General features: G+C 59.3%; 14 protein-coding genes and 1 pseudogene. 3 read left to right on the forward strand and 12 right to left on the reverse strand.

Annotation, left to right across the window (positions count from 1 at the left end; all coding sequences use genetic code 11):
- Positions 1–90: 90 nt before the first annotated feature.
- Positions 91–513, reverse strand: coding sequence for an AprI/Inh family metalloprotease inhibitor (locus AC07V0_RS17830; protein WP_495019770.1), 423 nt, complete (start codon positions 511–513; stop codon positions 91–93).
- A 67-nt stretch (positions 514–580) separates the two neighbouring features.
- A complete protein-coding gene (locus tag AC07V0_RS17835; RefSeq protein WP_495019771.1) occupies positions 581–2,029 on the reverse strand; it encodes a serralysin family metalloprotease in 1,449 nt (482 codons plus the stop codon).
- 514 nt (positions 2,030–2,543) lie between these two features.
- Here AC07V0_RS17835 and ahr point away from each other — a divergent pair.
- Positions 2,544–3,575, forward strand: a complete 1,032-nt coding sequence (gene ahr / locus AC07V0_RS17840) for an NADPH-dependent aldehyde reductase Ahr (protein ID WP_495019772.1) — start codon at positions 2,544–2,546, stop codon at positions 3,573–3,575.
- A 73-nt stretch (positions 3,576–3,648) separates the two neighbouring features.
- On the opposite strand, the gene AC07V0_RS17845 is transcribed toward ahr, so the two are convergent.
- From AC07V0_RS17845 to AC07V0_RS17860, 4 genes and pseudogenes are all read right to left on the reverse strand, one after another.
- The gene (locus AC07V0_RS17845) at positions 3,649–4,734 is read right to left on the reverse strand and encodes a polyamine ABC transporter substrate-binding protein (protein ID WP_495019773.1); all 1,086 of its coding nucleotides are present in this window, start codon (positions 4,732–4,734) and stop codon (positions 3,649–3,651) included.
- Between the two features lie 59 nt (positions 4,735–4,793).
- A pseudogene (locus AC07V0_RS17850) lies at positions 4,794–4,880 on the reverse strand (cupin domain-containing protein); the annotation flags it as partial.
- A 2-nt stretch (positions 4,881–4,882) separates the two neighbouring features.
- Positions 4,883–6,289: an NAD(P)/FAD-dependent oxidoreductase gene (locus AC07V0_RS17855; protein ID WP_495019774.1), complete on the reverse strand. Its 1,407-nt coding sequence runs from the start codon at positions 6,287–6,289 to the stop codon at positions 4,883–4,885.
- A gap of 51 nt (positions 6,290–6,340) precedes the next feature.
- A complete protein-coding gene (locus AC07V0_RS17860) occupies positions 6,341–7,156 on the reverse strand; it encodes a helix-turn-helix transcriptional regulator (RefSeq protein ID WP_495019775.1) in 816 nt (271 codons plus the stop codon).
- A gap of 279 nt (positions 7,157–7,435) precedes the next feature.
- Here AC07V0_RS17860 and AC07V0_RS17865 point away from each other — a divergent pair, with 279 nt between their 5' ends.
- On the forward strand, positions 7,436–7,711 hold the full coding sequence (locus AC07V0_RS17865; protein WP_018926009.1) for a DUF1652 domain-containing protein: 276 nt from the start codon (positions 7,436–7,438) through the stop codon (positions 7,709–7,711).
- Between the two features lie 106 nt (positions 7,712–7,817).
- Here AC07V0_RS17865 and AC07V0_RS17870 read toward each other — a convergent pair whose 3' ends face one another.
- From AC07V0_RS17870 to AC07V0_RS17880, 3 genes are all read right to left on the reverse strand, one after another.
- Positions 7,818–9,014 carry a cystathionine gamma-synthase gene (locus AC07V0_RS17870; RefSeq protein ID WP_018926010.1) on the reverse strand — a complete coding sequence of 399 codons (1,197 nt, stop codon included), beginning with the start codon at positions 9,012–9,014 and terminating at the stop codon, positions 7,818–7,820.
- Positions 9,011–10,387, reverse strand: a complete 1,377-nt coding sequence (locus AC07V0_RS17875) for a pyridoxal-phosphate dependent enzyme (RefSeq protein WP_064618027.1) — start codon at positions 10,385–10,387, stop codon at positions 9,011–9,013. The genes AC07V0_RS17870 and AC07V0_RS17875 overlap by 4 nt, the downstream gene beginning before the upstream one ends.
- Before the next feature lie 179 nt (positions 10,388–10,566).
- A complete protein-coding gene (locus AC07V0_RS17880) occupies positions 10,567–13,041 on the reverse strand; it encodes a UvrD-helicase domain-containing protein (RefSeq protein WP_495019776.1) in 2,475 nt (824 codons plus the stop codon).
- Between the two features lie 281 nt (positions 13,042–13,322).
- Here AC07V0_RS17880 and AC07V0_RS17885 point away from each other — a divergent pair, with 281 nt between their 5' ends.
- Entirely contained in the window at positions 13,323–14,018 is a 696-nt protein-coding gene (locus AC07V0_RS17885; RefSeq protein WP_495019777.1) for a pirin family protein, read from the forward strand.
- 155 nt (positions 14,019–14,173) lie between these two features.
- Here AC07V0_RS17885 and pgm read toward each other — a convergent pair whose 3' ends face one another.
- The 3 genes from pgm to AC07V0_RS17900 all read right to left on the reverse strand — a co-directional run bounded on the left by pgm (position 14,174) and on the right by AC07V0_RS17900 (position 18,889).
- Positions 14,174–15,820, reverse strand: a complete 1,647-nt coding sequence (gene pgm, locus AC07V0_RS17890) for a phosphoglucomutase (alpha-D-glucose-1,6-bisphosphate-dependent) (protein WP_495019778.1) — start codon at positions 15,818–15,820, stop codon at positions 14,174–14,176.
- A gap of 110 nt (positions 15,821–15,930) precedes the next feature.
- A complete protein-coding gene (locus tag AC07V0_RS17895; protein WP_064618032.1) occupies positions 15,931–17,331 on the reverse strand; it encodes an aminotransferase-like domain-containing protein in 1,401 nt (466 codons plus the stop codon).
- A 67-nt stretch (positions 17,332–17,398) separates the two neighbouring features.
- Positions 17,399–18,889 carry a hypothetical protein gene (locus AC07V0_RS17900; RefSeq protein WP_495019779.1) on the reverse strand — a complete coding sequence of 497 codons (1,491 nt, stop codon included), beginning with the start codon at positions 18,887–18,889 and terminating at the stop codon, positions 17,399–17,401.
- Positions 18,890–19,300 lie beyond the last annotated feature (411 nt).

Genomic DNA, 19,300 nt, shown 5'->3' on the forward strand with positions numbered 1-19,300 from the left:
CTTTAAAGAGTCTTGGTTATTGATCTGCTGCTTATAACTGCAACAACGGTCTTTATATTCAGTACCTGTCGTCGGTCCGACGCCTTTCGCTTATTGCGCTGCGCGCGTGAGCGTAATAATCAGCCCCGACTTCAAGGTGCTTTTATAAAACCCCTCATGCTGTCGGCTGAAAAACACAATTCTTGAGCCTTCTTCCCCGGTCACGGCAATGCCGTCCGGCTCCGGGAACCAGCCCATCGCCGATTTGTTCAGCCAGGCACTGAAGCAATCGGCCCCCTCACCCAGGGTCTGGTCCGATTTAAGCTCTATCGTGCAGACATTCGACGGTTTGTCCTGCAGCGCCTGGGACTCGGGCGAGTCTTGCGCGGTATTCAAAATGGCTTGCCATTTGCCGGCGAGCTCCGACGGATCGGCTAATTTCAGACTGCTTGCCATGGCTACTTCTCCAAGAAACATCATCAGCGTCGCTAACAGCCACGCGGTTGTTTTGCAGGTAAAAGCGTTCTGGGTCATAGGGCGTTTTACTCTGGATCGGGGCAGAGAACGACGCGTAAAGCGCCGCCCTCCTTTATGCCTTGAATCAGGCCACGATGTCCGAGAACGCCGCCTGGCCAACGGTGCTGACCAGGAAATCAGCCACGCCGTGCCCGGAGAAGTCCACCGACAACAGGCTGTTGCCGCCCGAAGTGGTCAACACTGCATCGCCTGCCGCACCGGTGAACGAGTTCACGAAATGCAGGCCCGCGCCTTTGGTGATGCCGGTCAGGTCGATCTTGTCCAGGCCGCTGACGAAATCGAGGATCTGGTCGACCGCGCCTGGCTTGGAGTCGCTGCTGGCCGCGAACACGAAGGTGTCCAAACCCGAGCCGCCCCACAGTTTGTCTGCACCGCCCGCGCCGAAGAGGATGTCGTTGCCGGCACCGCCCTTCAGTTCGTTGGACACACTGTTACCGATCAACAGGTCGCTACCCGAGCCGCCAATCGCGTTCTCGATCGTGACGCCTTTGGCGATGGACACGTTGCCCACCAGGCCGCCAACGTCGGAGAACGAGGCTTCATTGAGGTTGATCTTCTGGTTCTGGGTAAAGCCGGAGAAATCCAGGGTGTCCTTGCCGCCTGCATCCCACACCGAAAACACGACTTTGTCCGACGAGGAAGATGCGCTCAAGAAGTCGCGACCGGCGTTGGAGTTGAAGCCGTAGGTGGTGTCACCGGTACGGGTGGTGGTGTTGGCACCGTAGAGCTTCTGGATGGCCGCGATATCGTCCATCAGCGGGCCGGAAGAATACGCTTCCACACCGCCCTTGCTGAAGTTCTGATCGGTATTGCTTTCACTCCAGTAACTCATGACACTATAACCGCGGGTGTCTTGCCCGTAAGTCGCGTCATTGTAGGTCGGTGCACCTTCACCGGCGTTGTAATCGCCAGGGTGGGCCAGCCCCAGGGTATGACCGATTTCGTGGGTCAGGGTCTGACGGCCGTAGTTGTTCAGGTCCGGCGTCTTGTTCGGAGTATAGCTGCTGTTGGTCAGGTACCACGAAGTACCGTCATAACCGGCGCCCGTGCCAGGCAGATAAGCGAATGCCGCTGCGCCATCCTGACCACCGCTGTAGTTGCCGAAGGTCATGTGACCGTCACCACCGGAGGACTTCTCGGTGAAGGTGACGTTGGCCACGTCGGCCCAGGATTGCATGGCGAGCACGGCCTGGGCTTTCTGTTGCGTATTGAACTGGCTGAACCCGGTAATGCCGTGCTTGTTCATGGTGCTCGACGAGGCCGAGGTCAGGAACGTGTAGGTTAGTTCGATTTTGCCACTGCCGTCCTTGTCCTGGTAGGCAGCGCCGTCACGCAGCAGCTGGGTAGCGGCCTGGTCGACGGAGAAGGAGGGTTTGCCATTGACCGTGAGATTGCCACCCCGATCATACTGATGGCTGAAACTATCGATCTGGTTGTAGGCAGAACTGGCGGCAGCCAATGGTGCAAAGGCCTGTTCGGCAAGATCAATAGCGTTGTCTTTTACTTTCGACATAAACACACTTCCTTGTTTAGCAATGGAACAGTTTTTGTCCGATACGACAATCTCTGGCGAGATCGTCCTATCACTCGCCCAATGAAGGCGTATGAAAACTGACACAATTCGAAATCAAACGTCTACATTTTTTTTGACGTCAAATTGAACTGTTTCGCAGAACTCCAGCAAACATTGCTTGTGCTGTCGAAAGATTGTTCTTAGTACAGGGTTTCAGCCGGATTGTCCGACAATTTCATATTTAAATATTAAATATTGGTAAGTTGTTTTTTTGTTGATTGGCTCTCTTTTTTTGGACTTCTTAGTATCAGTGCTAGTGTATTGATATCAATCAAATTAAACGTCTAGTTAGTTGCCGCAGTGGACAACGACAGGGCTCCGACGACCCGTTAATCCCGGCACCGCCCTCAGACCATGCTCGTGATTGCGGCCTGCTAGACTGATTACGCTCTGGCTTGCCAGGCCACCGCATCCGAACGGCCAAAGTCCCTGTCTCCTGATCTGGAGGTATCCCATGAGCAACAGTACCGAACTCACAACTTTTACCGGCTGGGCCGCAACATCGGCAGGCGCGCCGCTGGAGCGCTATAGCTACGACCCCGGTCCATTGGGCGCCGAGGAGGTGGAAGTCGCCGTGGAGTATTGCGGCGTCTGCCACTCCGACCAATCGATGATTGATAACGAATGGGGTCTGAGCCACTACCCGTTTATCCCTGGCCACGAAGTAGTCGGCAGTATCGTGCGAGTGGGCGCACAGGTACGCGGTCTCGAAGTGGGGCAACGGGTGGGCATCGGTTGGTACAAGGGCAGTTGCATGCATTGCTCTTCGTGTATCGAAGGCTCCCACCAGCTATGCAGCACAGTCCAACCCACCATCGTCGGCAGCAACGGCGGCTTCGCCGATCGCCTGCGTTCGCACTGGGCCTGGGCGCTTGCGATACCGGACGGACTTGACCCGGCCATGGCCGGACCGCTGTTCTGCGCAGGCTCGACGGTGTTCAACCCGCTCGTGGAATTCGACGTCAAGCCCACTGACCGGGTCGGTGTCGTGGGAATCGGCGGCCTCGGTCATCTGGCACTACGCTTCCTCAACGCATGGGGTTGCGACGTCACGGCCTTTACCTCGTCGCTGAGCAAACAGGACGAAGCCAGGCGCCTGGGGGCACACAACGTACTCGCCTCTACCGACAGTAACGCGCTGAAATCCATTGCCGGCACCCTGGATTTTCTCCTGGTCACCGCCAACGCCGACCTCGACTGGCCGGCCATGCTCGGCACGCTGCGCGGCAAGGGTCGCCTGCACTTTGTCGGCGTCGTGCCTGGCGCTATTCCAGTGCACGTATTCAACCTCCTGCCCCAACAAAAGAGTGTGTCCGCCTCGCCGGTTGGCTCGCCCAGTAACACAGCAACCATGCTTGAGTTCTGCGCCCGGCATCAGATCTTGCCGCAGGTCGAACACTTTCCCATGAGCCGGATCAACGACGCCATTGATCACCTACGCAGTGGCAAGGCGCGTTACCGCGTCGTGCTGGACGCCAGCAAATGACAGACTGGCGCGTCGGGTAATACCGCACGCGCCTTTTGCCATCGCTACTCGAGAGGTGTTGCAGGCAGACCGATCAGCTACCGGACCTGATCTTGTTCCACACCCGCGTCCGCACCCGGTCGATGTTCAACGGCATCGCCTCAAGGGCAAACAATTTGCCCATCATTTCCGGGCTCGGATACACCTTGGTGTCGTTCTTGATCGCCGGATCGATCAGGTGGTCGGCCTGTTCGTTGCCGTTGGCGTAGTGCACGTAGTTGCTGATGCCGGCCATGACGTCGGGACGCAGCAGGTAGTTCATGAACGCGTAACCGGCTTTCTCGTCCGGGGCGTCGGCGGGCATGGCGACCATGTCGAACCAGATGGCCGCGCCTTCCTTGGGAATCGAATAGCCGATGTCCACACCATTCCCGGCTTCCTTGGCGCGGTTTTCCGCCTGGAGAATGTCGCCAGAGAAGCCGACGGCCACGCAGATATCGCCGTTGGCCAGGTCGCTGGTGTATTTGGACGAGTGGAAATAGCTGACATAGGGCCGGACTTTCATCAGCAGCGCTTCGGCCTTTTTATAGTCTTCGGGGTTCTTGCTGTGATGCGGCAGCCCCAGGTAATTCAACGCCGCCGGCAACAGTTCGGGCCCGTTGTCGAGGATCGCCACGCCGCACTTTTGCAGTTTTGCCATGTTCTCGGGTTTGAAGATCAGGTCCCAGGAATCCACCGGCGCGTTGTCGCCCAGCACAGCCTTGACCTTGGCCACGTTGTAGCCGATGCCGGTGCTGCCCCATAAATACGGGAAGCCATGCTCGTTGCCCGGGTCGTTGGCTTGTAACGTTTTGAGCAACACCGGGTTGAGGTTTTTCCAGTTCGGCAGCTGGCTCTTGTCGAGTTTCTTCAGGGCCCCGCCCTCAATCTGTCGGGCCATGAAGTGGTTGGACGGGAATACCACGTCATACCCGGATGTGCCGGTCATCAACTTGCCATCCAGGGTTTCGTTGCTGTCGAAGACGTCGTAACTGAAGGCGATACCGGTTTCTTTCTGGAAGTTTTTTGTGGTGTCCGGGGCGATGTAGTCCGACCAGTTGTAGATTTTCACGGTCTCGGCGGCCTGACTGAGGGTCGCGACGAGCGCAAGTGGAGCAAGCGTCAGTGTCTTTCGGATCATGGGTCGATTCCTGTATGGGTTGTTTTCTTTTTATTGGAGAACTGGCAGGCAATCAGAGATCAAAAAATCAAAACGTAGGTCTTGCGCACGGTTTCCTGGATGTCCCAGATGCCGAGGCTGTTGGCTGGCAACATCAGTGCATCGCCGTTCAGCGCATGAAACCTTCCATGAACCCCGCGACCCGGCCGGCCAGTTTGCGACGCCAGGGCGCGGTGGACGGATTGGCCAGGGTCTGGTCTTCGTGAACGAAGCTGCGGATGATTGCGTTGTAGCCCAGCCAGCGGCAGGGCTCCGGCTCCCAGGCCTTGAGCGCGTCGAGACCGCCCTCCGCAATCACCCACGGCTGGCGCACCAACTCGGTATCGCGCCGAAGAATCAGATCGGCCAGCGTCCGCCCGCCGAGGTTGCTGGCACCCAAGCCTTCCCCGCCATAACCGCCCGACAAGGCGATGCCGCTGGCCTGATCGCAGAGCATGTGCGGCTTGAAGCGCCGGGACATCCCCAGGTTGCCGCCCCAGGCGTGGGTGATTCGCACGTTCTTGAGCTGTGGGAAGAGTTCACCGAACAGGTAGCGTCGCAACTGCACTTCGCTGGCGCTCAGCTCGAAGTCATGGCGCAACTTGCCGGCAAACTGATAGCCGCCACGGGCGCCAAACACCAGACGGTTGTCGGCCGTGCGCTGGCCGTAGGTGACCTGGCGGCTGCTTTCGCTGAACGCCTGACCATGGCTGAGACCGATGTCGTCCCAGGTCGCGGCGGACAGCGGTTCGGTCGCCACCAGTAAACTCTGCACGGGCAATTGATAACGACCCAGCGGCGGCAACGTGACTGCGTAACCTTCTACCGCCGGCACGATCCAGCGGTTGCGAACCTGCGCGCGGGCGGTGCGCAAACTGCCCGACTGCCATTGGGTGACCGGGCTGTTTTCATAAATTTTGACCCCCATGCGCTCCACCGTCCGTGCCAGACCTCGCACCAACTTTGCCGGGTGAATGGTCGCCACGTGCGGTGCATAGATACCGCCATAAGGTTTGGCAATTCTGATCTGTTGCGCCAATTGCTCGGTGTTGAGCCAGCGGTAGTCGGCCTCGGTCAGCCCTTGGCGGTAGAGCGCGTCCAGATAATCACGCAGGCTGGCTTCCTGCTCCGGGTAACGCGCCGCACAGTAAAGCGCCCCGCCCTTGCGGTAATCGCAGTCAATGCCTTCTCGTTCGATGACGATCTCTACTTCATCAGGGATCCTGTGCAACAGATCGAAAGAGGCGCGACGTTGTTCCGCCGGTAGTCCGGCGAGCAAGCGGTCTTCACCCAGCAGATTGCCCATCAACCAGCCGCCGTTACGGCCCGACGCACCAAACCCCGCGGTTTGGGCTTCGACGATGGCGATGTTCAGTCCCGGCGCCAGGCGTTTGAGGTAGTACGCCGTCCAGAGCCCGGTGTACCCGGCGCCAATGATGGCCACGTCGACGTCCAGGTCCTGTTCCAGCGCCGGGCGCGCCAGCATCGGCTCGTCGAGTTGATCCATCCACAAACTGATCGTTCGCCACGCTGCCATGCAAGACTCCGCCGCTCAATACTTCGATGGCGTCGATCCTAGTGCGTGGGCTCAGGGGCCGTCTTGCGCGCGTGCACGCAAAGAAATTTGTTTGGCGTAAGCCTTGGGCGACAGACCGGTGTGCTGGCGGAAACAGCTGTAAAACGCCGACAGCGAATTGAAGCCTGCGGCAAAGGCCAGCTCATCGATACGCAGTGGTGGAGTGGCACTGTCCAGTGCCGCGAGCAAATGCTGCAACCGCGCCTGATTGACGTAACGGTAGAAGCTTTGACCGAGCACCTGGTTCAACAGGTAGGAAATCTGATTGCGGCTGTAACCGCACTCCTTCGCCACCCGTTGCAGGTCGAGTTCGGGATCCAGATACGGCTGCTGCCCCTGGAAATACTGCTGCAAGTCTTCGGCCATGAAACTCAGCTGTCGCGGTGACAACCCGAGCCGACTGACCGCCGGGCGCAGGTTGCGGGCGGCTTTGCCGGATGTTTGCTCATGTACAAGGGTGGCGTATTCATTGACCCGCCAGATCAGCCCGTCACGCACGGTGATCGCCTCGCTGGTCCGAAACGACACCAGCCCTTCACCGCCGCGAAGGGTGATGCGGTATTGAATGAACGCCGTGTTGCCATCCAGTCGAATACGGTCCGAGTGCTCCAGCACCTCATCCGGATCCCGGGGCATACTGTCGCGCACGTAGTCGCGCAACGCATCCAGCCCCATCACGCGGTTCTGGAAAAAGTCGTTGTACTGAATGTCCGGGTGATAAAGCGCCATCACACCATCCAGATCCCGGTGCTTCCAGCGCAGGTGGTAACGCATGACCGTGTCGCCCGTGGCCTGGGTTTGCGACGGACCATCATCATCGGCGTGCATAGAGGACTCGACGAGAAAAAATCGAGCTTGCCGAAGTTCTGTCCGGGCTTCAATGACCAATGGGATGCCCGGCCCGGCAATGCTGGCCCTTGGCCGAGATGCCCGTATCTCATGACCTGCATCAAAAAAACTGAACCAATCGCTGAACGGTCTGAAAAATTCCACATGATTTTCACATCCGGGTGCTACTTTTAAAGACAGTCACCGGTTGAGCCATTGAAGGCTCTTCCCTCCTAACATGAGCTAAAGGAAGCGCTCGATGAAGAAGGTGGGCAACACATGAATCAAGGTTCATTCAGCAAGGTTACTTTTCCAAATGCCTGCCAGCTGATGCGCTGGCATTTTCATCCCATGGGTTTCGAGGCGACCATGGATGCACCGGGCAGCATGGTTGCTCGCCTGTTCGACCGAGCCAGCGGCGAAACCATGATCGCCATTGCCGGCATTCCTTGTGCAACGGTCATGAACGCTGCCGATGTAGAGCGGATTATCGAAGCGGTCGAGGATGAGCTGGAAGCGTTCATTCCTCCGCAGACGCTCAGGAGTTATGCCTGACAGCCAACACCCGACAAAAAGCCCGCTTATCGATTTAGCGGGCTTTTTGTAGCAGCTGCCGAGCCCGATCGGCTTGTAGCAGCTGCCTCGCGCTGCTCGACAGCTGCTACAAGGAATGCGTCGCCGCAACTTGCATCAGCGCCTGGGCCAGATCGGCGCGTAGGTCTTCGACATCCTCCACCCCCACAGACAAACGCACCAGCGCATCGCTGATGCCTAGCTGTGCGCGTGTTTCTGCGGGAATGGTGGCGTGAGTCATGATCGCCGGGTGCTCGATCAGGCTTTCCACCCCGCCCAGGCTCTCGGCCAAGGCAAAGATCCGCACACTCTCGAGAAAACGCCTGGCGCCCGTCAGGTCGCTGTTCAGCTCGACGGAAATCATCCCGCCGAACCCGCGCATCTGCCGCCGCGCCAATTCGTGCTGCGGGTGCGATGGCAGGCCCGGATAATACACGCGTGCCACTTGCGGCTGACGTTCCAGCCATTGCGCCAACTCCAGCGCGTTGCTGCAATGACGTTCCATGCGCAGCGCCAGGGTCTTCACCCCGCGCAAGGTGAGGAACGCGTCGAACGGCCCGGCGATCGCCCCCACTGCGTTCTGCAGAAAGCCCAGGCGCTCGGCCAGTTCTGCATTCTGCCCGACCACTGCGATGCCGCCGATCACGTCGGAATGACCGTTGAGGTACTTGGTCGTCGAGTGCAGCACGATATCAAAGCCCAATTCCAGAGGACGCTGGATCCACGGGCTGGCGAAGGTGTTGTCCGCCACGCAGATGATGCCGCGCTCGCGACAGATGCGTGCGACGGCGGCGAGGTCAGTGAGGCTGAGCAAAGGATTGCTCGGCGTCTCGACCCAGACCATCCGCGTGTCATGCTGCAGCGCCGCTTCGAAGGCCGCCAGGTTCGTCAGATCGACGAAGCTGAAGCGATGCCCCGCGCTGCGCCGGCGCACCCGTTCGAACAGACGGAAAGTCCCGCCGTACAAGTCATTGCCAGAAACGATGTGCGCACCCGCGTCGAGCAATTCGAGCACAGTGGCGATCGCCGCCAGCCCGGAGGCGAAAGCGAACGCCTGGGTGCCGCCCTCAAGGTCCGCCACGCAACGCTCCAGGGCAAAGCGCGTCGGGTTGTGCGAACGCCCGTAATCGAAGCCCTTGTGCACACCGGGGCTCTGCTGCGCATAGGTGGAGTTGGCGTAAATCGGCGGCATCAGCGCCCCGGTGGTCGGGTCCGGCGTCTGTCCGGCATGGATCACACGGGTGGCAAAGCCCCGTGGCGCGGTGCTTTCATCGTGCTGACTCATGCCAGTGATCTCCGCAAGTGATTGAGCATGTCGACGCGGGTAATCAGGCCATGGAAGCCCGAGGTATCGGCGATGATCGCCACCAGCCCACGGTCGAGCACCGCCTCCAGTTCAGCAAGACTGGCGCCGGGAGGCAGGGTTTCGAGTTTGTCGGTCATCGCGCTGGTCACGGTCATGCGAAAGTGCGTGGCGTCTTCATGCACGCCAAACAGAATATCGGACTCGTCGATGACCCCGACCAGCCGCTGCCCGTCCACCAGCACCGGCAGTTGCGACACATCCGCCAGGCGCATGCGCTGGAAGGCGGTGAGCAAGGTGTCGTCCGGGCCGACGCTGACCACCCGGCCATCCTCGAAACGCCGCGCGATCAGGTCACGCAAATCGCCGTAGCGTTTGCGCGCAAGCAGGCCCTGATCGTTCATCCACTGGTCGTTGTAGATCTTCGACAGATAACGGGTGCCGGTGTCGCAAACGAAACTGACCACCCGCTTCGGCTCGGTTTGCTCGCGGCAATAGCGCAATGCCGCCGCCAGCAAGGTGCCCGTCGAAGAGCCGCCGAGAATGCCTTCGGCGCGCAGCAGTTGGCGGGCATGATCGAAGCTTTCCTCGTCGCTGATCGAATAGGCCTTGCGCACGCTGGAAAGGTCGGCAATCGACGGAATGAAGTCCTCGCCGATGCCCTCCACCGCCCAGGAGCCGGGCGTACCAAGGGTGCCGCTGCGGCTGTATTCCGCCATCACCGAGCCGACCGGGTCGGCCAGCACCATTTCCAGATTCGGTTGTACGCGCTGAAAGAAACGAGTCAGCCCGGTCAGCGTGCCGGCCGAACCGACACCAACCACGATGGCATCCACATCATGCTGAGTCTGCGCCCAGATCTCCGGCGCGGTGCTGCACTCGTGGGCCAGCGGGTTGGCGGGGTTGTTGAACTGATCGGCGAAGAAGGCGTCGGGAATGTCCTTGGCCAGCCGCGCAGCGACGTCCTGGTAATAATCGGGATGGCCCTTGCCGACGTCGGAGCGGGTGATATGCACCTCGGCGCCCATCGCTTTGAGGTGAAGGACTTTCTCGGTGGACATCTTGTCCGGCACCACCAGTACCACCCGATAGCCCTTGGCGCGACCGACCAGTGCCAGCCCCAGGCCAGTGTTGCCGGCCGTGGCCTCGACGATGGTACCGCCGGGGCGCAGGCGACCGTCGCGCTCGGCGGCGTCGATCATCGCCAGGCCGATGCGATCCTTGATCGAACCACCGGGGTTCTGCGATTCAAGCTTGAGGAACAGTGTGCATGGGCCGGTATCGAAGCGGCTGATACGCACCAGCGGCGTATTGCCGATCAGTTCGAGCACGGCGGGACGGGAGTTGTTCGGCATGTCGTCACCTCGCTACGGGTATCCGCACTGGATGGACAGCGACCTGAAGCGTGTCGAGCGCCTCGTCGCAATCAAAGCCTCGCTTGGACCATAGGCCGGGATCGCGCCCCTCGCAACTTTTGTGGCGAGGGAGCTTGCTCCCTCGCCACAGGTTTTTTGACTCAAGACTCTCTTGAGGTTCAGGCCTGCACTTTTCCCTGACGGTGATCGGCAAAAAACGCCTTGCCCTTGCCGATCCGGTCGGAGGCCTTGGGCATATTCGCCGCCTGGGTATCCTGGCCATCGACATACCAGTAGCAATGGCTCACCGCCCGGGTGATGCCCACGTAGGCCAGACGCAGGATCTCGTCTTTCTGTGCGCTGTCGTAGGGCTCGCTGTCGCCGGCCTTGCCGAGCCCGGCCATGCGATAGACCTGGTTCTTGTAAGGCGAACTGGTCAGATGCTGGCAATCACCCAGCAGGAACACCGCATCAGCTTGCAGGCCCTTGGCGCTGTGATAGGTCAGTTGCTTGAGCCGTCGCGCGTCGTACGGCAAGCTAGAATCAACATTAACTACAGACTGAATATGTTCTTCTATCAATGACTTATCGCTGCTTTTTCGATAAAGCATCAAGATTGAATCGCCTTTTCTGTAGTGCTCGATCAGGCGCTGGGCCATGCCATGGTCATCCCGATCGAGGACGTTCACCGGCAGCAACGCCTTGGGTTCTCCGCTGGCCTTGGCCTTCTTGCCGGCGATTGCCGGTGCGGCGCGGACGATGTGCTCCGCCGCGTCGATGATGTGCTGATGGCTGCGGTAATTGTCGCTGAGCATCACCTTGGTCGTGCTCGGCGACGGGAACTCCTTGTTGAACTCCATGAAGTAGCTCGGCGAACTGCCACGCCAGCCGTAAATCGATTGCCAGTCGTCCCCCACACACAGCAATGACGAACGTTGCGCCCCTCGCCCTACGTGCATGGCCGGGCCACGACTGCGGATCTCGGCCAGGCTGGCGCGAATCCAGGAAACGATCTGCGGCGACACGTCCTGGAACTCATCGATCATCAAGTGCGACATTGGCCTGAGCAGTTCATCGCCGAGCAACTTGAAATTCTCCGGTGAATGCTCGCTGAACAGGGCAAACATCCGGTTGTAGGTCATCACGGGTGGCGATTGATCCAGCAGATGATCTTCCAGCGCTCGCCAGAACAGGCTCAAGGCCTCGAAGAAGAATCGGTCCGGGTCATCCTTGGCGAAACTCATCTGGCCCACGGCATTGGGCACATCCAGGCCGAGGTTTTCGATAAACCCGGCTGCCGCGACAAAACAGTCCAGCAACGGCGCGGAAGCAAGCTCGCCCTTGACCTTGTAATCGAAGCCCGGCCCGGCGCTGGCATCACCGGCAAGCGACGCCAAAACACGTTTTGAAGATTCGTAACTATCGAGCCATATCAATGGTTTACGACAGAAAGCTTGAAACAAGGTGCGCTTTACAGCCCATTCCGCACGCACGGTCAGCTTGGCATTCGGGCGGCTGACCTGGGGATTTTCCCGAGGATCGAAACCCAGCACCACCCAGGCATCCAGCGCCGGAATGTAACCGTGGCAATGGAAGGTCGAACCGTTGATGTCGAAGGTCTGACGATTCGGCTCGATGCCCTTGATCGGCCAGGCGCCGGCGCGAAACCACAGGTCCTCGATGGTGTCGCACAGCTCTTCATCGCGCTTGGCCGCCAGTTCAGTCACCGCCATGCGCTTTTGCACGTCCGGGTGATCGCGCTCCAGTTCCTTGAGCTGCAAGGCGTGACGAGACAACGGCTTGATCAATTCGCGGAAACGCTCATCGCGGGTATGCAGGCTGTGATAGCAGGCGTTGAGCTGCTGGCGCTGGGCGTCGTTGATTCGCAGGTCGAAGGGGTTGCTGTCGACCTCCTCATCGGTGCCCTGCACGCGAAAGCTGAGGTTTTCGAAGGCTTGCAGTCGTTCGAAACCCGGCAGGCTGCGCACCATTGGCAGGATCCGCGAATGAAAAGTACGCACCAGGTCCCGCGCTTCTTTGAAGCTGAGTGCCCGGCCCCACACGGTAAACAGTTCGATCAGCTTATTGATGAAGTCCTTGCGCGACTCGCGGGTGAAGGTCACCACGGTCATCGAGCTCAGCTCAAACCCCAGATAATGGCTGAGCAGCAAGATACGCAACACCAGGGTGGTCGACTTGCCCGCGCCCGCGCCGGCGATCACCGAAGTCGACGGTGTGTCACTGAAGATCATTTTCCATTGGGCAGCGCTCGGCTGGGCATGCGCAGGCAGCAGTCGCGCCACGTCGGCCTTCATGCGCTTCTTCAGCTCGGCGCTCAATGGCAGGCGCCAATCGTCGAACAGGTTGTCATCGACGTTGGGCGGTCGATGCTCGGTGGAGCGCGAGTCGCGGATCAGCAGCACTTGCCGGCCTTCTTCCAGACCCTCGAGCTTGCCTTCCTTATAGCCGTATTCCACGCCAGCGCTGTGACCGCTGCGAAAACCGTCGGCTTGCCCGTGCAGCCAGGACGCACGGTGTTGCGCGCGCAGGCGGGTCAGGCCGTGGCCAAAGAACCGGGCGGCCAGACGTTTGAGCAAAGGCATCTCGGCCAAGGGACGAAGTTCGGGCGGAAGATCGGGTGTGTGTTGCGGCACGCAGGCGGACTCCAGTGTGTGAGGCTGTCGGGGGCTATGGTGTCTGCATTTGCCGTTGAGTTCTAGTGAAATGCTTACAGGTCATTGGCTTATGCGATGAAGTGAAGGCTGGATGAGAAAAATTCGAGATTATTCGGCATCAAATAATTCGATTGTATTGAGGCATTTTTTACGCTTTTTATCGATGGGTACCTGATGGATGATACTGACCATCAACCACCGGTTCTCGTTTGTGGCCCAGACGTTCTGCCCCCATGACGAACCTTTTTCAGGAGACGATCATGCTTGAACTCAGACCTTTCAACTCCCTGGGCGGCGCGCACCATGGCTGGCTGGATGCCCATCACCACTTTTCGTTCGCCGAGTACTACGACCCCAAACGCATGAACTGGGGCAACCTGCGGGTGTGGAACGATGACGTGATTGCCCCCGGCACCGGGTTCCCGCAACACCCGCACCGGGACATGGAAATCATCACCTACGTTCGTGAAGGCGCGATTACCCACCAGGACAACCTGGGCAACAAGGGCCGTACCGAAGCCGGTGATGTGCAGGTCATGAGCGCCGGCACCGGGATCGCCCACAGTGAGTACAACCTGGAAGCGACCGAGACCCGGATCTTTCAGATCTGGATCATCCCCAACGAAACCGGTCTGGCACCGTCGTGGGGCGCCAAGCCCTTCCCCAAAGGCCAGCGCGAAGGCTTCGTGACCCTGGCCAGTGGCAAGGCCGGCGACGATCAAAGCCTGCGGATTCGCGCCGATGCACGTCTGGTGGCGGCCAACCTGAAAGCCGGGGAAACGGCTGAATATCGTCTGGACAGTGGCCGTCGCGCTTATCTGGTGCCAGCGACAGGAGCGATTGAAGTCAATGGCTTGCGCGCACAAGCGCGAGACGGGGTCGCGGTTGCCGATAAGCAAGTGTTGCGGGTGACTGCGATCGAAGACAGCGAAATCGTCTTGGTAGATGTGGCTTGAGGCGGTAAATGCGCGGCAAAAAAAAAGGGCGACCGTTGATGGTCGCCCCTTTTTTTGGCTGTGTGTCCCGTCCTGAACAAGGTTTACACCAGCTTCAGGACTAGACAATTTCATTTGTGGCGAGGGAGCAAGCTCCCTCACCACAGGACTTTCAATCACTTCGCAGAAATTGCGCCATCTACCAGTGTCTGGGCCTCGGCCACCAGTTGTTTCAGGTGGTCGTCACTGACAAAGCTTTCTGCGTAAATCTTGTAGATGTCCTCGGTGCCCGACGGCCGCGCCGCGAACCAGCCGTTCTCGGTCATGACTTTCAGACCGCCAATGGCCTGGTCGTTGCCCGGTGCATGGCTGAGGATGCTCTGGATCGCTTCGCCCGCCAGTTGAGTCGAAGTGACCTGGTCCGGCGACAATTTGCTCAGCAGTGCTTTCTGTTCAGGGTTGGCCTTGGCATCAACGCGTACCGAGAACGGCTCACCCAGTTCATCGGTCAACGCGCGATAGGCCTGGCTTGGATCACGGCCCGTGCGAGCGGTCATTTCAGCGGCCAGCAGCGCCGGAATCAAACCGTCCTTGTCGGTACTCCAGACACTGCCGTCCTTGCGCAGGAACGACGCACCGGCGCTTTCTTCACCGCCAAAACCCAGGGAGCCGTCGAACAGACCTTCGGCAAACCATTTGAAACCGACCGGCACTTCGTACAGACGACGGCCCAGGCGTTTGGCGACGCGATCGATCAAGCCGCTGCTGACCACGGTCTTACCCACGGCCGCATCGGCGCGCCACAGTGGACGGTTCTGGAACAGGTAGTCGATCGACACCGCGAGGTAGTTGTTCGGCGCCAGCAAACCACCGGACGGGGTCACGATGCCATGACGGTCGTGGTCCGGGTCGCAGGCAAACGCCACGTCGAAACGCTCTTTCAGGCCGATCAGGCCTTGCATGGCATAGCTGGACGATGGGTCCATGCGGATCTGCCCGTCCCAGTCGACGGTCATGAAACGGAACGTTGCATCAACCTGTTTATTCACCACTTCCAGGTCCAGGCGGTAGTGCTCGGCAATCGCCGACCAGTAGCGCACCCCTGCTCCGCCCAGCGGATCGACACCCAGACGCAGTTTCGCATCGCGGATGGCGTCGAAGTCGATCACGTTGATCAGGTCAGCGACATAGGTGTTGAGGTAATCATGACGATGGGTAGTGCTGGCCTTCAGGGCCTGCTCGTAGCTGATGCGTTTGACGCCGGCGAGCTTGGCTGCCAGCAACTCGTTGGCCTTGGCTTCGATCCACTTGGTGATGTGGGTATCGGCCGGGCCGCCGTTGGTTGGGTTGTACTTGTAGCCACCGCTTTGCGGCGGGTTGTGGGACGGCGTGATGACGATGCCGTCCGCCAGGCCTGAAGTGCGCCCGCGGTTGTAGCAAAGAATCGCATGGGAAATGGCCGGCGTCGGGGTGTACTCGTCGCCTTCGGCGATCATCACCGTGACACCGTTCGCTGCCAGCACTTCCAGGGCACTGGCACCGGCCGGCGTGGACAGCGCGTGGGTGTCGATCCCGACGAACAGCGGGCCATCGATGCCCTGGGCCTCGCGATACAGGCAGATCGCCTGGCTGATGGCCAGGACGTGCCATTCGTTGAAACTCAAGTCGAACGAGCTACCTCGGTGTCCGGACGTGCCGAAGGCAACGCGCTGGGTAGAAATGGCTGCATCGGGCTGGCCGGTGTAATAGGCCGTTACCAGTCGCGGGATGTCGACCAACAGTTCTGCCGGTGCCGGTTTGCCCGCAAAAGGACTGAGTGTCATGCAAAACCTCTGAGAGAGAGTGGTTCGGGATAGGAGCGCAGTTTACTGACAGTTTGGCCGTTGCGCGACGTTATCGAATGTCAGGTTCCGAGGAGCTCTGCCACCTCGGCTCAATCGATCGATTCCAGACGCAAGGCATCCCCCAGTAGCCCCAGTGCAGCGACGAGCTCGTGGTCGCCACCGAACGTATGACTCAGGCGCAAGTGCTGCGCGTGCAGGCCCTGCAAACTGAACAACTCCCCCGGTGCGATGACCACTTGCTGCTTGAGCAGTCTCTGGAACACTCGATGTACATTGACCTGGCGCAACGAGCGAATCCACACCGTCGCCCCGCCCTGGGGCTCGACGAAATGCAGCGATTCCGGCAGACGCTCCTGGAGCAGTTGGGTCATCAGCACCATGCGTTCCTTGAGCAGTCGACGCAACACCAGCAGGTGTTGATCGATTCGTCCGTTGCTGTACAGCCGCGCGATGGCTTTCTGACGAATCAGCGACAAACGGAATGCCCGCAGCAGAAAGTGCCGTTGCAGTTCGGCACGCAGTTGTCGCGAAAGCAGGTAACCAAAGGGTGCCTCCGAGCCGATGATTTTCTCGAAAGTGGAAAACACGATCAGCCGATCAGGGTCCACCAGGTCGCGAAACCGCAAGCCGCTCGGCTCGAATTCGAGCTCGCCGTAACAATCGTTTTCCAACACCCAACAGCCATGCCGTCCCAGCAGTTGCGCAGTGGACTGCCGGTTGTCGTCAGGCGCCACGCTCCCGCGCGGCATGTTCAGTCCTGATGAAAGCATCATCAGTCGCACCCGCCCGGTCTCGAGCAGCTCTCTCAGCTGTTCGAGATCCAGGCCACCACAGGCTTGCAGCGGCAGCTCGACAACCTGCACGTCGGCGTCCTGGAACAAGCGCAGAATCACCCAGTCGCACGGCGACTCGACCACCACCACCGAATCTTTGAGCTCAAGAACGGCGATCAATATTTCAAGTACGCCGCGCATATCTGCGCCGATATAGACATCATCGGCATGCCAGCAGCGTGTCGGCGAAGTGGTGTAGCGTGCCGCAAGGGCCGTGCGCAGTTCCAGCTCGCCGCAGGGTTGTGAAGACGGTTGTGGCTGGCGCGGATACTGGCGCAGCAATTCTCTCTCCAGCAACAACAACGGGCTGTCCAGGGGTTGTAACAACGCCGGCTCATCGGCGCTCAACACCAGCATGCCGGGGCGCCTGGCGTTGACATAGACCGTTTCGAGCAGGTCTTTGCCGCTGCCGGGAAGACCGATAGAAGACACCGGCAGTGCGTAATAGCCTGACTTGGCAACCGAATAGATGCGTCCTTCCTTCTCCAGCAGCGAATAGGCGTATTGAATGGTCGAGATCGACACACTCAAACGATCCGCCAACTGCCGCAATGAGGGCAGGCGCACTCGCACGTCACTGCCCGGCTCATTGATCAGATTGTTCAGGTAGCGGTACACCGCCTGGTACGCGAAATCGGAATCTCGTGATCCTTTCATGGGTGATGACCGAACACGCTACGAACGTCATGACGCACTCTTGATGCATCCGCCAAACCAGGAACATTCACTGGCCCATCGACCATTCGCCAGTCACTGCTGTTTCATTCTCGGGGTCCATGTCTTCGACTTGCACGCCCGCGTCGCCGCTTTCCGTGCCTGGCACCCTACCCTCATCCCGAACCACCGGCCTCATGCGGTAAAGCGTACCGATCAGGCTGACCGGCAACCCGCTGACATCCACCATCCACTGCAGAACCTGCTCGGGTGCCGGACCGCCCTGCATCGCCCGGTGCAATTCCGGCAGCGCTACCAGCATGCCGGGATGGCATTGACGAAGAAAATGCTCCAGGGCCGCGCCGTTATCGACAAACGGGGCGAACAGCAGGCACACCAGTTGGGCTTCACTCAAACCGAGATTTTTTTGTGCCTCGGCTGTCGCCAATCCGCGCTGATCGGCCATGGTCAGCGGATTGCCGAAGGTCTCCACTGCCTGCTCGCAAAAGCGCTCGGGCAATTGTTTACGACGCATCATCACCAACGCCCGCTGCAGGTATTCGCTGACCCCCTCTTCGTAGGTGCGACCGTGTACAAAGCGCGCTTGCAAGCCGCGAAGGAGCGCGGATATCGACGGACTGACATGGTCGTTATCACTGAGTTGAGCCGTCAGTTCGTCAGGTTGGAAGCCGAGGAAGTCAGTGAGCAGCGGCCAGCGCTCTTCCAGGTTGCTGACCAGCATGTCGTGGATGTCGATGAAGGTCGTGCGACGGCAGGCCTCAAAGCGCTCGACAGGACGCCACGCAGCCTGAGCAGAGTCGGGATAAAACTCGCGATAGCAGTCGCTGCCCAGTTCATCGAGCCGCGCGAACAATCCCTCGTAGCCCGTTTCATGGCGGCTCGTCGGCGCAAGCCCGGCCTTGGCTGCGGCACGGTTCAAACCCTCGATAAACTGAGCCTGCCGACGGGGTGAATCGCTGCTGACCATGACATCGACGCCGTTGTCCCAGCGGGCAATTTGTCCATAAAAATCACCTGTGGCCAGGTACCCATCGTCCCACAACTCAAGCGGCCCGTTCCAGGCCCGACGGTGCCCGACCATCAGCAGGTTGAGCCGATTCGACTCGCGGCCGGCATCGGAGATTGGCGCCAAGTGATTGAACGGCAGGACCTCACGATTATCGACCATCAACATTTCGACCCGGGGATCGTCGTAGAGAAACAATGCACTGCTGCTGCGATGGATGTTTTCCAGTGCTGTCGCAGCCGTGCCATTCAAGCGCAAAGTGGCCACTCGCAGCTGAAACGTCGCCGGTGCCCGACCGGCGATACTCAGTTGCGCGGCGCGCAGCAGCGCCAGTGTGTAGCAGCTGTCACGGGACCCGGACTGGATCGCCAACACCTTGTAATCGCCGATACGCTCCATACCTCCAGCCGACACCACCAGGCGCTGAATCATCAGTTGCAATGCCGTGCGCTCGGCGCGAGAGAAAAAGCTCAGCAAGCGCTGCAGTACTTGTTGATAAACATAATTCATTGCCTGTTCATGGGTATGGGTCATCATTGTTTACCTGTTACTCATAAGTTCGACGCCACGCAAACAATTACATGCACTGCGCGACGGATTGCCTGTCATGAATGGGGTGCCGGGGTTGTTATCAAATGCTAGCACTTAAGCATTTTGTAATTATTTGAAATGGTTGCATGTCTCGAGAACCCCAAACAGGGCAATACCGCCGCAACGCCAGGCTGGACGGGTGTTTTTCGGCCCCGAGCGATGTCCTAGGAAATTTCCGACAACATCCCACAGACGTGTAATACAAGAAATAAAGAAAGAAGTTGCCAATAAATGTATGACCGCCGAGCGGCGTCGAATTATTTGTTGAGCATGTATTGCCGATGCGCGTTGAAAAGTTTCAACCTGATACCCAGCCATGACTCTTTCCTTGAGATGAAATAATCATTCAATTAT

The organism is Pseudomonas sp. GW821-FHT01E10 (assembly GCF_059422365.1).